Below are 16396 nucleotides of genomic sequence, written 5' to 3'. Positions count from 1 at the left end.
AGTAAGTCTGTGGGTAAGAAGCGAAGCAAACAAAAGCAGTGAAATTCTCGGGGATTTAAAACAAGGCGAGAAAATAACGGTACTAGGAAAAGCAAACGGCTGGGCGAAGATTACATACAAAGGAAAAGAAGGATATGTTTCGCTAAAGTTTGTGAAGTTAGAAGGTAAGGAAGCAGAGAAGCCAGCGGAAAATATTGTGACAGGTACACAAGAGACAGGAATAGTAACAGCAACAAGTCTGTGGGTAAGAAGCGAAGCAAACAAAAGCAGTGAAATTCTCGGGGATTTAAAACAAGGCGAGAAAATAACGGTACTAGGAAAAGCAAACGGCTGGGCGAAGATTACATACAAAGGAAAAGAAGGATATGTTTCGCTAAAGTTTGTGAAGTTAGAAGGAAAAGCAGCAGAGAAGCCGGCAGAAAATATTGTGACAGGTACACAAGAGACAGGAACAGTAACAGCAGCAAGTCTGTGGGTAAGAAGCGAAGCAAACAAAAGCAGTGAAATTTTGGGGAATTTAAACCACGGCGAGAAAATAACGGTACTAGGAACGGCAAACGGCTGGGCGAAGATTACATACAAAGGAAAAGAAGGATATGTTTCGCTAAAGTTTGTGAAGTTAGAAGGTAAGGAAGCAGAGAAGCCAGCAGAAAGTATTGTGACAGGTCCGCAAGAGGAAGGAACAATAACGGCACCAAGTTTACGAGTAAGAAGCGAAGCAAACAAAAGCAGTGAAATTTTGGGGAATTTAAACCACGGCGAGAAAATAACGGTACTAGGAAAAGCAAATGGCTGGGCGAAGATTATGTACAAAGGAAAAGAAGGATATGTTTCGCTAGAATTTGTACAAATTCGTACAAGTTCGAATGCTAGTAATGGAAATAATGGACAAATAACAGAAGAAAGAGGGATTGTAAATACATCTTTATTAAATGTACGTCAAGGTCCTTCAACAAATACTTCAATTGTAGCGCGCTTGAAAAATGGTGAGTCAGTTTCAGTACTAGGCAAGGAAAATGGTTGGGCGAAAGTTCGAATAAACAGCGTAGAAGGTTATGTTTCTTTACAGTTCTTAAAGTTAAAACAAGCATCTTCTTATGAAGTGGTCACAGAAACAGGAAAAGTTCAAAAATCGAATGGTGTGGAAGCAGAAAAAGAGCTGCAAACAAGGCAAGAAGACGGTTATATTGTTAGCGATGGAAAAGTTGTGGATATGAAACAAGGTTTTGTACGAGCAAATGGTGTGATTAATATTTATGATATTATAACTGGTAAAAAGTTAACATATGTACGAGAGGGAGCTGACTTAAAGTTCGTAAAAGTGGATGGAGATCGTGTACATGTGAAAATTTATGGTACGACAGGATATGTCAATATAGAGGATGTTACTTTATTTCCAAATATGCTTCATGAATCAACGTCATATTATACAGTAAAAAGTGGAAGTCTTTATCATTATGTATATGATCATTCTAAGGGTGAGTATACGACATATAAAATCGGCAATGCGCCGAAGCATTTACAAGAAGGGAATCGCTATGAGGCATTTGATAAAACGCAAATCGGTGGACAAGATAGTTATCAATATTTTGAATATGTGCCGATTCGTGTTACATCTACTTATACAGCGAAAGACATTGATAATTTTTTAATGAAATATAGTGCAGACAGCCCGTTGATTGGAACTGGAGAATATTTTGTTAATGCAGCACAAAAATATAATTTAAATGCAGGGTACTTATTATCTCATGCCATTTTGGAATCCGGTTGGGGAAAAAGTCGTATTGCACAGGATAAGAAAAATTTATTTGGTTTTAGCGCGGTAGATTCTGATCCTTATAACGGTGCAACGGCATTTCAAACATGGGAAGAAGGTATTAACTTCTGTGCTTCGTATATTGATCAAAACTATTTAAATCCAAATGGCTGGACATATAATGGCGGGAATTTGGGGGATAAATCGCAAGGTATGAACGTCATGTATGCAAGTGATGAGAATTGGGGACAACAAATTGCTTCTCTTATGAATAGACTTGATGCCATGAACGGCGGAAAAGATTTGAATAAATATCAGCTAGGTATGCTGCAAGCAGGATCTGTGTTATTTAAAAATGTAGGCGGTGCACAAGCAAGTGTAGCACCTCGTAATATTACAGTTGCAATTAAGAATACGATTCAAACTTCAAGTGGAACATACTATGAGCTAGTTTCTGATAACACAGCGTATAATAGTGTGTATGCGAAAGTAAACTCTGTAAAACTTATATCCTCATATTAAAAAATAGCTAGATTCGTAATGTTGATATTACAGGGAAATCGGTCAATTGAAATGAATTCTTAATCATTTGGCATAAGTGAAGGACCTAGTTCCAGCGCATGAACGATTTATATGTCAAATATCGTCCAAGGGTCTTTATCCCGCATTAACGGGCAGTACAGGTTGTGGAAGCATGGAGAAGAAGACTGTCCGTAAAAGCCCGATTGGGCGGGCTTTCCATCAGTGAGAAAGTCGTCACTGATGGAAGTTTCACTTTATATTGTGTCGAATCGCCGATATATTAGTGGACACGTAAAAGGCCCTGACCGTTTCTATACGCGGCCAGATGTTCTCATTCCCTCCTAAAAAAGAATGGGGTTTTTAGGAGGGGATAATTTTGGAATTGTTTACTTCTTACATTGGTGCAGAGAAATAAAATAGATGTTTTCATATAATCGAAAAATTATTCTTTTTCTCAATCTATGAAAAATGCTACAATATAAAGGAAGAATACAATATTTTCCTAGTTGAAAAATGGTTTGTAGAAAGGAAGAGACTTCATGCCTATTATTTTAGAAAAAGGACAGAAGATCGACTTAACAAAAGGACAACCAGGGTTAACAAAATTACAAGTTGGCTTAGGATGGGATCCAATTGGAAAATCGGGTGGATTATTATCTTCACTGTTTGGAAGTAAGCCAAATATTGACTGTGATGCATCTGTGATCATGCTTGAGAATGATCGATTTTTACATAAACATGATTTAATTTATTTTGGAAATAAATTATCTTCTTGTGGAAGTGTTACTCATTCGGGTGATAATTTAACAGGTGAAGGTGGAGGCGATGATGAAACTATTTTTGTTGAATTACAAAAAGTTCCATCTAGAGTGAACCGCCTAATTTTTGTTGTAAATATTTATGATTGCGTGAACCGTCGCCAAGACTTTGGAATGATTCACAATGCGTATATTCGTATTCAAAATCCGCAAACACGCGAAGAGTTAGTACGTTATAACTTAACGGATAACTACGGTGGAAAGACAACTTTAATTGCTGGTGAAATGTACCGTCATAACAATGAATGGAAGTTCTCAGCAGTCGGAGAAGGAACGCAAGATAAAAATTTAAGTGAAATCGTTACGCGTTATCAATAATTTTTAAGGAGGCGCTATATATGGCAGTTATTTCATTACAAAAAGGACAAAAAGTAGATTTAACGAAAACAAATCCAGGTCTTTCAAAAGTAATTGTTGGTCTTGGCTGGGATACAAATAAATATGATGGACAGGCTGATTTTGATTTAGATGTAAGTATTTTCTTAGTTGGGGCTAATGGTAAAGTTGGCGGAGGGGAAGATTTCATTTTCTATAACAATCCAACTGGAGCAAATGGTTCTGTACAGCATTTAGGTGATAATCGTACAGGAGAAGGCGCAGGGGACGATGAAACAATCAAGGTTGATTTGAAAAATGTTCCTGCGCATATCGAACGCATTTGTTTCACGATTACAATTTATGATGGAGAAGGTCGTCGTCAAAACTTTGGACAAGTATCTAATTCCTTTGTTCGCATTTTAGATGAAGAGAAGAACACAGAGCTAATTCGCTATGACTTAGGTGAAGACTTCTCGATTGAAACAGCAGTTGTAGTCGGTGAATTATACCGTCATAACAATGATTGGAAGTTTAATGCAATTGGAAGCGGATTCCAAGGTGGATTGGCAGCTTTATGTAAAAACTTTGGTTTAGATGTAGAGTAAATAATCTATGTAAATAGAGGTGAATCCCTATGGTCATTCAGTTACAAAAAGGACAAAAAATTGATTTAGGTAAGACAAGCCCAGGCCTTACGAAAGCGATTATTGGTCTTGGATGGGATATTAAACAATATGACGGCGGATCTGATTATGATTTAGACGCATCTGCTTTTTTATTAAATCAAGAAGGTAAATGTACGAAAGAAACAGATTTTATCTTTTATAACAATTTACAATCTCCTTGTGGTTCTGTTACACATACAGGTGATAACCGAACTGGAGAAGGTGCAGGTGACGATGAACAATTAGTTGTTGATCTAAGCAAAGTCCCAGCTGATGTACACCGTATTGCGATTACAGTTACCATTTATGATGCTGAGGGCCGCCGCCAAAACTTTGGCCAAGTTGCTAACGCATTTGTTCGTTTAGCGAATGAAGAAACAAATGAAGAAGTGCTTCGCTATGATTTAGGGGAAGATTTCTCCATTGAAACAGCGGTTGTCTTTTGTGAATTATACCGTCATAATGGACAGTGGAAGTTTAATGCTGTCGGAAGTGGCTTCCAAGGTGGACTAGGTGCGCTTGTAAGAGCGTATGGCTTGGATGCATAAGAAGGAAGCGACTTTCGTTTCCTTCTTTTCCGCTTTTTAGAAATTTAAAAACAGAATAGGAGTCAAGAACTGTATGGAGATTTTACACGGAATTCTTGATACGTATGCCCAATTCTTTGATTTAGATATGTGGGTAAAAGTATTACAAGATCCAGTATCTTGGGGATTAATTGGTACGCTTGTTATTTTGGAAGGCTTGCTATCTGCTGATAACGCGCTTGTACTAGCTGTTATGGTAAAACATCTTCCAGAAGAAAAGCGTAAAAAAGCTTTATTTTATGGACTTATTGGTGCGTATGCATTTCGTTTTATTGCCATCGGAATTGGTATGTACTTAATTAAATTAGCGTGGGTAAAAGTACTTGGTGCTCTTTATCTTGCATGGCTTTCTTTGAAACACTTCATTGATAAATCTAAAGACAATGAAGAAGATGAAGAAGGTCAAGGTATGAAGCAAGACAGCATTCTATTTAGAATGTTTGGCATGTTCTGGGGAACAGTAGTAATGGTTGAGTTAATGGACATTGCGTTCTCTGTGGATAGCGTTCTTGCGGCATTTGGTGTTTCAAATGAAGTATGGATTTTACTTCTTGGCGGAATGCTTGGTATTTTAATGATGCGTGGGATTGCCGGTGTATTTTTAAGATTATTAGAACGTATTCCAGAACTAGAAACGACAGCATATATATTAATTGCAATTATTGCTGGGAAAATGTTACTTTCTGTATTTCATATTGAAATGCCGCATTGGTTATTCTTTATAGTTTTAGTTATTGCATTTGGTGCGACATTTATTTTACATTATATGAAAACATCTCGCCAAACTCGTGAAGAGGTGGCAGCTTCTAAGAAAGAGGATTAATAGGTTAATAGACTAAATGGGTTTGCTCGTCATATGAGCGCCCATTTTTTATAAACGTTTCGTTTGGAGGTGAACAAGTATGTTTTCACGTTTTACATTTCACCCACAGCTACTCGGCGGGGAAGAAGCATTAAAACAGTTTGAAGTCGGTTTAGCAAAGCGGCCGCATTATGAAGTCACAGAGAATGATCTGCATTTTAGCTACATAGGATGTCGCATTCTTGGAGTACCAAATGATACGGATGAGTACTATAATCAATTATTTGAGTATAGTCAAAATGAGAATATCACTGTACTTCATGAACAAAATTTAAATAAAGTCATTCCTTCAGAGAAGCTTCGTGATATTCAAGAAGTTTTTTCACTGCACCAACAGGCAGCAAGCGGTTTAACTGTAAATCGTCTCGTTGCTCATTTATCGGGAAAGCGTTTATTGCCCGAAGTAGATCATCCCGATATACAACACTACATACATACAACTTTCATTTCAATTTTAAAGCTGTACGAAAAACAACATAATCAATCATTAAAAACAGAAGGTTTTCGCCGTTTTTTAATTGATATGATAAAGTTAAGTGAAAATTACGTTTCAAAATGGTTTTCACAAAAGGATTATAAAGTACAAATGCCGCAAATTATCTGGTACGGTGATGCGTCGGAAAGTCGAATTTACTTTTTATACTTCCTTATTATGCTCGGATGTGATGTATTGTATTATCATCCAGAAGGAAAAGATGGTTTTGAAACAATCGATGAAGAAAATCGAACATTTGTGATTTCGCATCCAGGTCGAATTGCATTAGAATCATTTCCGGATAAAAAGAGAGAGCGCGTTGCAACGGTTGCTTATCAAGCCTCAAAAGAGATTGAGCAGGTGCTTCATCATGATAATTCGCTCTTGTATAAACCGTGGCAATTTAGGGCGTATACGCCAGTTGCTCGGACGTTAAAGACAACATATGATGAACTGTTTATCATTACGAAAGAAAAAGCATTTATAAGACCAACATTCTTTGTAGAAAATCAACATATTTATATCCCATCGTTATTTGCAAAAGTGTCTGGTGTCTCTAAAAATGAGAAAGAGTATTTTCAAAGATTAAAAACGTTAACATCATATGAAAATAGTCTGTTAATCAATCAGTTTCCATTTACAAAGGAACAGAAAGCGAATTTTCAATTTCATTATCGTGATGCGTTAAACCGTTCTGGAAAACTTGATGCACAGAACATCATTCAAAGCCATTGGTGGCCACATAAACGCTTACCGGAAGGGTTGCAATATGGCATTGCAGAGGCAATGATTCATACATGTGAAAGCGGGCTTTGCAAAAAAATAGGGAATGAAACAGAGCAAGACATTGCTTTATATGTGTTTGCGCAGCTTTCACAAATTCCACCGAACATACTTGAGCAGCTTGAGAAATTTGATTATTCGCAAGAAGTGCCGAAAATAGTCATATTTAACAATGAGAAAAATGGAGAACTTACGCGTTCTGATGCGGTATTAATGCTCTTTTTAAATCAAATTGGTATTGATGTTTTCCATTTTAATCCGACAGGACGTAATGATATCGAGCAGTACATTGAAGCAGGAGCATTTGATTCCCATTGGTTAGAAGAAGTAAGCTTTGATGTGGAGTTTCACGGCGTTTCGTCTTATAAAAATTTATCAAATACTTTAAAAGGGTTATTCCGGCCATTTTTATAAAGAAAGGAAGATACATATATGAATCCGATTGTATTAGATCCAACAACAGAATTGAATGAACAAACATCACAAAATCTTCGCCTGCAGTTAAGACAAGATCCTGAAGTGCAGCGCATTTATAATGGTGTAGATATAAAAGATCAATTGGAACTCATTGAGTTAGGGAAAGAGCCATCTGTAGAAATTTCAAGGTTTGCAGATCAAATCTTGCATACGATGACATTATCTAAGGTAGAAGATTCGGGTGAGCTATTAAAACAGCTTGGGAAAATTATGGACAAGTTTGATAGTAAAGATTTCGTTGAAGAAAAAAGCGGTTTTTTCTCTCGTTTATTTAAAAAAGGAAATCAAATGATTGAACAAATCTTCAATAAGTATCAAACGATGGGACGCGAAATGGATAAAGTATACGTGGAAATCACGAAATATCAAGATGAAATGAAGCGCTCAATTGGTACGTTAGATGGCTTGTATGAGCAAAACTTAAAATACTATTTAGATTTAGAGAAATATGTTGTTGCGGGTGAAATGTTACTTGAGCGTCTGCAAACAGAATTAGTTCCAATGTATGAAGAGCGCGTTCGTAATAATGATCAACTTGCAGGAATCGAGCTGGAATCATTAAAGAACTCTGTAGAGATTTTAGAGCAACGCATTGATGATTTAGAAAAAGCGCGTATGGTTGCGCTATTAACAGCACCGCAAATTCGCATGATTCAACGTGGTAACAACAAGTTAATCGGGAAAATTAATACAGCGTTTATTACAACAATCCCTATTTTTAAAAATGGTATTATTCAAGCTGTAAATGCAAAACGTCAAAAGCTTGTTGCGGACTCCATGGCAGAACTTGACCGCCGTACAAACGAGCTGTTGAAGAGAAATGCACAAAATATCGCGACGCAAAGTGTAGAAGTAGCGAAATTAGCGGGTTCTTCAAGTATTAAGATGGAAACACTTGAAGAGACTTGGAATATTATTTCGAAAGGTGTTCAAGAAACACAACAAATTGAAGAACAAAACAAACGTGAGCGTGAAGAAAGCCGTAAGCGTATGGCAGAATTAACGGATAGAATTAAGAAAGAAATGCAAGGGTAAGGATAGAAAAGGCAATGAAGAATCTCCTCATTGCCTTTTCAATATTTTTATTATTTCATTTATTAGCAGCGGGACGATACTTAATAATAAAACAAAGCCCCAATCTTTTACTGTTAAAGTATGTACACCAAATATGCTTGCAAGAGGCGGGATCGAAATAATACATACTTGTATACATACGCCGATAAGAAGAGAAAAAACTAAATATTTATTTGTAAATATCCCGATAGAGAAGATTGATTTTGTACGTGATCGTAGATTAAAAGAGTGAACGAGCTGTGAAAAGCTTAGTGTGACAAAAGCCATTGTTTGGGCATGTAATAAAGCATCTTCTGCAATTTTTGATGGAAAGAGAGGAAAAAGATTCGTATCCCCTGTATATAATTTTGCGCCAACAATAAAGGCGATTAACGTGATGAGCCCAATGATAATCCCGTTTAGAATGAGAAATGGTATACTGCCGCTAAATAAGCTTTCTTTTACACGGCGCGGCTTTTCCTTCATAACATCCGGATCTTCTGGATCAACCCCGAGTGATAATGCTGGAAGTGTATCTGTAATTAAATTCACCCACAAAATGTGAATGGGACGAAGGGGTGTAGCCCAGCCGAGTAAAATAGCTAAAAAGAGTGCAATGATTTCTCCGAAGTTACAAGAAAGCAAAAATAGAATAGACTTTTTAATGTTATGATAAATGTTTCTTCCTTCTTCGACTGCTTTGACAATTGAAGAGAAATTATCATCCGTTAACACCATATCTGCTGCACCTTTCGCCACATCTGTTCCGGTAATCCCCATTGCTACGCCAACATCTGCTTGTTTTAAAGACGGGGCATCATTTACCCCATCCCCAGTCATAGAGACGATATTTCCTTTTGCACGTAACGCTTTTACAATTTTTACTTTATGTTCAGGAGAAACGCGAGCAAAGACGTTTAAATGATTAATTTCGTTTGCGAGCTGTTCATCTGAAAGATTGTCTAATTGTGTTCCAACTATTACTTCAGATTCTTTTTTAGCAATTCCAAGTTCTTTTGCAATGGCAAAGGCTGTATCTTTATGATCTCCTGTAATCATAACGGTGCGAATGCCAGCCTTCTTGCACTCTTTAATAGCTGCCTTCACTTCTAGGCGAGGCGGGTCAATCATCCCTACAAGACCAATGAAGATAAGATTTTCTTCTGCCTCATAGATGTTAATATGCTCATTATCGTATTGCTTGAAAGCGAATGAAAGTACTCGTAACGCTTCTGTTGACATCGTTTGTGCTGCTGCTACTATTTCATTTTTATCACTTTCGGTTAGCGGCTGAACAATGCCATCTTTAAAAATATGTTTGCATCTTGGTAAGAGTCTATCGATTGCCCCTTTTGTCATGCTAAAGTAGCTGTCTTCGTATTCATGCAGCGTTGACATCATTTTGCGATTGGAGTCAAAAGGAAATTCACTTAGGCGTTTATGCTTCTTCTCTAAAACATCTTTTTGAAGATCAAAGGCAGCTCCCGCAACAAGAAGTGCAATTTCTGTTGGATCTCCAGTTTGTGATTCAGAATTATAAGATGCATCGTTACATAAAACCATGTTTTCTAATAATAGGCGCTGAACATCATTATTTACGTTTAAATTTTCTAATGCATCATATGTACAGTCACTATAAAAGTTGGTAACTGTCATTTTATTTTGCGTTAATGTACCTGTCTTATCTGAGCAAATAATCGTAACAGAGCCAAGTGCCTCGACAGCTGGAAGTTTACGGATAATGACATTTTGTTTAATCATACGCTGTACACCGATTGCGAGAACAATAGAGACGATAGCTGGTAAGCCTTCCGGGATCGCGGCGACTGCTAAACTAATAGCGGTCATAAACATTTCTAACGTGTCACGGCCTTGGAAAAAGCCAATAAAGAACATGATGATACATATCGCTACAGAGACAAAGCCTAAATATTTTCCAACTTGCGCTAAGCTTTTTTGAAGAGGGGTTGTCTCATCATCAGCTTGATGCAAGAGAGTAGCAATTTTTCCTATTTGTGAATGCATGCCTGTTTGGGTAGCTACTCCAACACCGCGACCATAGGTAACAAGCGTTGACATAAAAGCCATATTCTTTTGATCACCTATTGGTACTTTTTCGCAATTTTTCTTGGAAGGATTATACGCTGCATCTTTATCCACAGGAACGGATTCGCCTGTTAAAGCAGACTCTTCAATTTTTAAATTTGCTGCTTCGAGGAGCCGTAAGTCGCATGGAATATAGCGACCTGCATCAAGTAGAACAATGTCTCCCGGAACGACATTTTCTGATGGAATTTCTTTTAATTCACTATCTCGTTTTACAATTGCTTTTGGAGTCGCCATCTTTTTTAAAGCTTCTAGAGCCTGCTCTGCTTTTGATTCTTGAATGATACCAATTACAGCATTTAAAACGACAACAACAGCAATAATGCTAGCATCAGCCCATTCGCCTACAAAGGCAGAAATAAGAGCGGCAATTAAAAGGACATAGACGAGAATATCATTTATTTGGGCAAAAATACGTTGACCCAAAGTTCTTTTTTTCTTCATCACGAGTTCATTTTTTCCGTATTTTTTTAATCGGGCTTTCGCTATTTCTTCACTTAAACCTTGTTGTTCATTTGTTTCTAGTTCACGTAATGTCTGATTTTTTGTCTTACTGTACCAATTGCTCATATAAAAGCACCTCCAGTAGAAAAACAGTTAGCAATTGTAGCGTAGAAATTTTGTATTGTAGTATGTACTTTGATGTGAAGTCTTTGATGAGGGGGTTACTATTATTGTACAGTATTTAGAATGTGTGCGAATGAAAGTGGGAAGTTGTCATAAAATTGTTGGAAATGAAAGGAAATGCCTGTGAGAGAGGGATATGTTTTATCGAATGATAAAAATTATTGTAACTACTCAGCTATACCTTTTAGAAATTTAGAAAAGGGTATGATTCTAGTGAAGATGTGCCTCTCTATTACTTGTAAATTCATTTTTTGGCATATAGACTTCTGTCTTGCAAACAGGGCAGGAGCCTGCATTTATTGTCTACTTTTGTTTTCAAACCTTGCACGTGGCAGGAAAAGGACCTGACCGCTCCTATGCATCGCCAGTCCCTCTCGCCCATTTAAAAAATGCTTTTCTGCCTTTTTTTCATAAAGTAACTGAGTAGTTACAAATTATTTTAATTTGGACATAAAAAGAGGCGGCTACCAAAAGCTTGGTGATTACCGAGTTTTTGGTAGCCGCTTTTTGTTATTTCTTGATTAGTGTGCCTAATTCTTCTGTAATAGCTTGCATTTCGCTAATGCTGAATGTGTCGCGTTTCATAACGTGTTCATAAATATCACGTAAGTCTTCATACATGTCTTCATTGAAGTTTGAAGCTCTCATTGCACCAGCGTTTACCATACGTAATTTTTCTTTAATTGCTTCTACCATATATTCAACGTTCTCTTGTGTTTTTACGGATAAATCCACGGAAGTGTCCCCCTTTAAAATAGCATAGACTTATCTTAACATTTTTTTATCATTTTCGTTAATGGAAGTTTGCAATCATAGTGAATGCCCTCTCCTTAACACTTCTACGAGTTGTTTGAAGAAGGGGACTTCTGTTGGACTTTTGTTAAATTGGTACTTATTTTCTTTATAAGTAATTGTTGATTGTTTATACTAAATATAACAAATGCATCGTGAAGGGAAGAAACAAATATGGTTCGAGTTTTATTTGTTTGTCTAGGAAACATTTGTCGTTCTCCGATGGCAGAAGCAATTTTTCGTGAGCTTGTCAAAAAAGAAAAATTAGAAACAGTAATTATTGTTGATTCGGCTGGAACTGGGGATTGGCATATCGGCCATCCGCCTCATCATGGCACACAAAAAATTTTAATGGAAAATGCAGTGTCCTTTGAAGGAATTAAAGCTCGTCAAGTAGAAAAAGAAGACTTAACAAAGTTTGATTATATTATTGCAATGGACAATAAAAATTTAGACGATTTAAAGGCTTTAGGTAAAGCAGGCGGTTATATTGGCAGACTATCCGATTTTGTTCCAGACGGTGGCTGGACAGATGTTCCGGATCCATACTTTACAGGGAACTTTCAAGAAGTATATGACCTTGTAACAGAAGGATGTGCAAAATTGTTAGCGTTCATTCGACATGAGCAGGGAATATAAGGATGTTAGTTCAGAAAGTATAATGTGAAACTTTCATCGGTGGTCTTTAGTGATGATTAGTTACACCAATTAAGCTCTTATGGAGAGTGATCTCAAGTGTTTTCCTTTGAGATTTTATTGTTCGTTAGAGTGAGATAACTTTCTAACAAAATAGATGAAAGGGTGAAGGAATATGGCGAAGAAGGGAAATCTTGTACGAAATATTGCAATCGGTGTAGCAGCAGGTGTGGCGGTTTCTATGTTAAAGAAGGAAAATCGTGAAAAGGTGAAGTATACAGCAGGAAAAGCGAAAACAAAAATGATTGAAATTGGTGAAAATGCAAAGCTAAAAGAAAAAGTGCAAACAGTTACAGATAAAGGTCGTGAACTTGCTGACTTTAATGTTGTAAAAGCAAAAGTAGCGGAAATTAAAAAGTTAACACCAGCTGTTGTTGAAACTTTAAAAGAAACGAAAGATATTTTTAGTAAGAGGAAGAACAATGTAAAAGAACAACCAGAAACAATTGAAATTCAAGGAATCGTGCCAACTGAAGAGTTAAAATCAGAAGAAGAGCTGGTTGCCGCAGAAGATGGCGGTATGAAGGAATTTATTGCAGAAGAGAAAAAATCAGAAGCGTTTATCGAGTTAAAACAAAATAAAGAAGAAAAGAAAAGCGTTTAAAAAAGATGAAAACATTTTTACAAAAAGCAAGAACTCATCATGTTTTCACATTTGGAAAAGATTTATATGATCGAACATTGCGAGATGATGTAGCGGGCTTAGCAGCACAGCTCGCTTATTTTTTCTTGCTTTCTCTTTTTCCAGCGCTCGTTTTTTTAATAACACTTCTGGGATATATTCCGATTCAGACGGAAGATGTATTAGCCTTTTTAAAAGATTATGTTCCTGAAGATGCAATGAGTTTGATTGAAGTAAATGTACATACAATAGTAAATAAGCAAAATGGTGGATTATTATCATTTGGTTTACTTGCCATGTTATGGTTTGCATCCAATGGTGTCAATGCGGTGATGAAGGCATTCAACCGTGCCTATGATATTAATGAAACACGTTCATTTATTACAACAAGGGCATTATCAATTGTATTAACATTGGCAATGATTTTTATGATTGTCTTTGCTTTAATTCTACCTGTATTTGGTCAATTAATTGGAGCAGCGATTTTTAAAGTTTTAGGTTTATCTGAGGAATTTTCATTCATTTGGAGTATTGTTCGATTACTACTAAGTTTTCTCGTATTATTTGGTTTGTTTTGTTTTTTGTATAAATTCGCTCCAAATCGTCATGTAAAGAGAAGAGAAGTGGTGACCGGGGCATTATTTGCTACAATTGGCTGGATTGTGGTATCGTATTCATTTGCATACTATGTCGATAACTTTGGAAATTATTCTAATACATACGGTAGTCTCGGCGGTATTATTATTTTAATATTATGGTTTTATTTAACCGCATGGGTGATTTTACTTGGTGGAGAAGTTAATGCGATTTTAAATTGTTATCGAACGGGTGACAATAATTCCCGTAATCAAAAATAATCTTCTGTTCCATACTAAGAGGGAATAGGGGGGATTATTCATGGGTCAAAATAAAACTGGCAATAGCAAAAATGATAAAAATCAACGTAAACAACGCAGCAGCTCGCAGCCAAAACATAAAACGAGCAGCAGTGCAAACGGACATAATAGTTATCATTAAAAAAGGGGTTCCATATCGGAACCCTTTTAATTATTTGCTTTTAATAATCGTAATCCATTTAAAATAACGAGAATAGTACTTCCTTCATGACCGATGACACCTAATGGAAGTGCTAAAAATTGTAGGAAGTTTGAACAAATAAGCAGCATGATGACAGTCAATGAAAAGATAACATTTTGCTTTACAATGCGATTCATTCGTTTTGATAAGCGAATTGCTTGTGCTAAGCGGGAAAGTTCATTTTTCATTAAGACAACGTCAGCCGTTTCTAAAGCAACATCAGTTCCTTCTCCCATAGCAACTCCAATACTTGCTGTTGCTAATGCAGGAGCATCGTTAATTCCGTCACCAACCATTGCTACTGTACCGTATTTCTCTTTCAATTGTTTTATTGTTTCTACCTTTGTTTCTGGTAAGCAAGATGCGTAATACTCTTTAATATTACTTTCAGCAGCGATTGCTTTTGCTGTTTGTTCATTATCACCTGTAATCATAATTGCTTTGACGCCAAGAGTTTGAAGCTCATGAATTGCAGCAATTGTTTCTTGGCGCAATGTATCTTTTAAAGCAATAAGACCAAGAATACCTTTTTCATCGCTTACATATACAACCGTTTTTCCTTCTTGTTCTAATTGCGCCCAAATACCGTTATAGAATGATCCGGTTTCTTCTCCAATAAAATCAGCTTTTCCAATTTGGTACGCTTTATTTTGCAATGTTCCTTTTAATCCGAATCCAGTTACATCTTCTACGTTTTCTGGTTTTGTTAATGTAATGTCATGTGCCCATTTTGCATATTTCACAATTGATTCAGCTAGAGGGTGTGTAGAATGACTTTCAATGGATGCTGTAATGTGTAATAACTCTTTTTCGGATATTCCATCACGAGTATATACATCTGTTACTGTTGGTTTTCCTTGTGTTAATGTACCCGTTTTATCAAAGGCAATGGCTTTTAATGAAGCCAATCTTTCTAAATGAACACCGCCTTTAAATAAGATGCCATGCCGTGCACCGTTTGAAATTGCTGATAACGTAGCAGGTGTAATAGCTGCAACAAGTGCACAAGGCGAAGCGACAACGAGTAGAATCATCGCACGGTAAAATGTTTCATTCCAGCTCCAACCAAGAGCATAATGAGGAACGAACATCATGAGTGATACAACAAGAAGTACACCTTTGACATAGGTTCCTTCAAACTTTTCAATGAAAAGCTGTGAAGGAGATTTTTCGCTTTGTGCGTTTTGTACGAGACGAATAATTTTTTGGAACAATGTTTGATCACTATGTTTTGTAATTTTTACTTCGATGGCACCGCGTAAGTTAACAGTTCCTGCGAATACCTCGTCACCAGATTTTTTTTCACTTGGAATTGGTTCACCTGAAATGGCCGCTTCGTCAATATTTGTTTCACCAGTGTGAATAATACCGTCAGCAGGAATGCGTTCACCTGGTTTAATTAAAATGATGTCATCGATTTGCAGCTGTTCGATTGAAACACGCTCTTCTCCGCCTCGAGAAATGCGCAATGCTTCTTCAGGTTGTAAGTCGAGCAGTGCTGAAATTTCCTTTTGACTTTTGCTCATCGTGTAAGCTTCCATAGCTCCGCTTAAAGCAAAGATAAAAATTAATATTGCCCCTTCTGTCCAGTAGCCGATAATTGCTGAACCGATAGCTGCAAAAAGCATGAGCATTTCAACGTTCAGCTCTTTTTCGGCAATTGTGTCTTCAATACCTTCTTTTGCTTTTGCATAACCCCCAATTATATAAGCTAATACGTAAAATATGGTTGCAGTTGTTGTAATGCCATTCTTTGTTAGTAACCAACCTATCAAAATCAAAACTCCGGATGTAATTGCAAAAATGAGTTCATAATGTTTTTGAAATGTTGCAAGCCAAGGTGAAGAAGTCTTAGTTCCTTGTTGCCTTGATAATGTTTTTACTTCAGAATTCATAGATTTTTTGCTCCTTTCTATTGAGAAAAAGAATCATCATCGAAAGCCTTATAAATCGGCGAAAGCTGCCATCCATCTAGATAGCAGCATTCTGTTAAGTTGAAACGTTCTTTTGTTTTAAAAATATTTTTACTTGTGAATTCATCTCGTTTCACTCCTTTCATTGAGAAAAAGAATCATCATCGAAAGCCTTATAAAACGACGAAAGCTGCCATCCATTCGGATAGCAGCATTTCCTAGAAAACACACTCTGTGTAGTTATTTA

At 36.7% G+C, this 16396-nt stretch carries 13 protein-coding genes; 10 read left to right on the top strand and 3 right to left on the bottom strand.

The genetic code is table 11. The features are described 5' to 3' along the window. The 7 genes from ACIGHG_RS11610 to ACIGHG_RS11580 all read left to right on the top strand — a co-directional run. On the top strand, window positions 1–2278 hold a 2278-nt coding region (locus tag ACIGHG_RS11610), incomplete at its 5' end, for an SH3 domain-containing protein (protein ID WP_396548525.1). 539 nt (window positions 2279–2817) lie between these two features. Further along, the gene (locus ACIGHG_RS11605) at window positions 2818–3414 is read left to right on the top strand and encodes a TerD family protein (RefSeq protein ID WP_090916849.1); all 597 of its coding nucleotides are present in this window, start codon (window positions 2818–2820) and stop codon (window positions 3412–3414) included. 20 nt (window positions 3415–3434) lie between these two features. Further along, window positions 3435–4019, top strand: coding sequence for a TerD family protein (locus tag ACIGHG_RS11600; RefSeq protein ID WP_090916850.1), 585 nt, complete (start codon window positions 3435–3437; stop codon window positions 4017–4019). Window positions 4020–4048: 29 nt separating this feature from the next. Continuing rightward, window positions 4049–4627: a TerD family protein gene (locus tag ACIGHG_RS11595; RefSeq protein WP_090916852.1), complete on the top strand. Its 579-nt coding sequence runs from the start codon at window positions 4049–4051 to the stop codon at window positions 4625–4627. A 73-nt stretch (window positions 4628–4700) separates the two neighbouring features. Further along, window positions 4701–5489, top strand: a complete 789-nt coding sequence (locus tag ACIGHG_RS11590; protein ID WP_336472879.1) for a TerC family protein — start codon at window positions 4701–4703, stop codon at window positions 5487–5489. 79 nt (window positions 5490–5568) lie between these two features. Then, a complete protein-coding gene (locus ACIGHG_RS11585) occupies window positions 5569–7200 on the top strand; it encodes a YceG family protein (protein WP_336472878.1) in 1632 nt (543 codons plus the stop codon). A gap of 18 nt (window positions 7201–7218) precedes the next feature. Then, window positions 7219–8298 carry a toxic anion resistance protein gene (locus ACIGHG_RS11580; protein ID WP_336472877.1) on the top strand — a complete coding sequence of 360 codons (1080 nt, stop codon included), beginning with the start codon at window positions 7219–7221 and terminating at the stop codon, window positions 8296–8298. 27 nt (window positions 8299–8325) lie between these two features. Here the strand turns inward: ACIGHG_RS11580 and ACIGHG_RS11575 are convergent, their stop codons facing one another. After that, window positions 8326–10992, bottom strand: coding sequence for a cation-translocating P-type ATPase (locus tag ACIGHG_RS11575; RefSeq protein WP_396548521.1), 2667 nt, complete (start codon window positions 10990–10992; stop codon window positions 8326–8328). A gap of 567 nt (window positions 10993–11559) precedes the next feature. Continuing rightward, window positions 11560–11784, bottom strand: coding sequence for a DUF1128 domain-containing protein (locus ACIGHG_RS11570; RefSeq protein ID WP_020061147.1), 225 nt, complete (start codon window positions 11782–11784; stop codon window positions 11560–11562). A 231-nt stretch (window positions 11785–12015) separates the two neighbouring features. On the opposite strand from ACIGHG_RS11570, the gene ACIGHG_RS11565 reads away from it, so the two are divergent. The 3 genes from ACIGHG_RS11565 to ACIGHG_RS11555 all read left to right on the top strand — a co-directional run bounded on the left by ACIGHG_RS11565 (window position 12016) and on the right by ACIGHG_RS11555 (window position 14016). Next, window positions 12016–12480 carry a low molecular weight protein-tyrosine-phosphatase gene (locus ACIGHG_RS11565; protein WP_336472875.1) on the top strand — a complete coding sequence of 155 codons (465 nt, stop codon included), beginning with the start codon at window positions 12016–12018 and terminating at the stop codon, window positions 12478–12480. Between the two features lie 172 nt (window positions 12481–12652). Continuing rightward, the gene (locus ACIGHG_RS11560) at window positions 12653–13141 is read left to right on the top strand and encodes a DUF4075 domain-containing protein (RefSeq protein ID WP_336472874.1); all 489 of its coding nucleotides are present in this window, start codon (window positions 12653–12655) and stop codon (window positions 13139–13141) included. 5 nt (window positions 13142–13146) lie between these two features. Then, window positions 13147–14016: a YihY/virulence factor BrkB family protein gene (locus ACIGHG_RS11555; RefSeq protein ID WP_336472873.1), complete on the top strand. Its 870-nt coding sequence runs from the start codon at window positions 13147–13149 to the stop codon at window positions 14014–14016. A gap of 186 nt (window positions 14017–14202) precedes the next feature. Here ACIGHG_RS11555 and ACIGHG_RS11550 read toward each other — a convergent pair whose 3' ends face one another. Then, window positions 14203–16131, bottom strand: a complete 1929-nt coding sequence (locus ACIGHG_RS11550) for a heavy metal translocating P-type ATPase (protein ID WP_336472872.1) — start codon at window positions 16129–16131, stop codon at window positions 14203–14205. Between the last annotated feature and the right edge of the window lie 265 nt (window positions 16132–16396).

It is taken from the genome of Bacillus sp. NPDC077411, assembly GCF_044543425.1.
In the GTDB taxonomy this organism is placed as follows: domain Bacteria; phylum Bacillota; class Bacilli; order Bacillales; family Bacillaceae_G; genus Bacillus_A; species Bacillus_A bruguierae.
The sequence above is the reverse complement of the archived record's forward strand: the minus strand, read 5'-3'. Positions and strand labels throughout refer to the sequence as shown.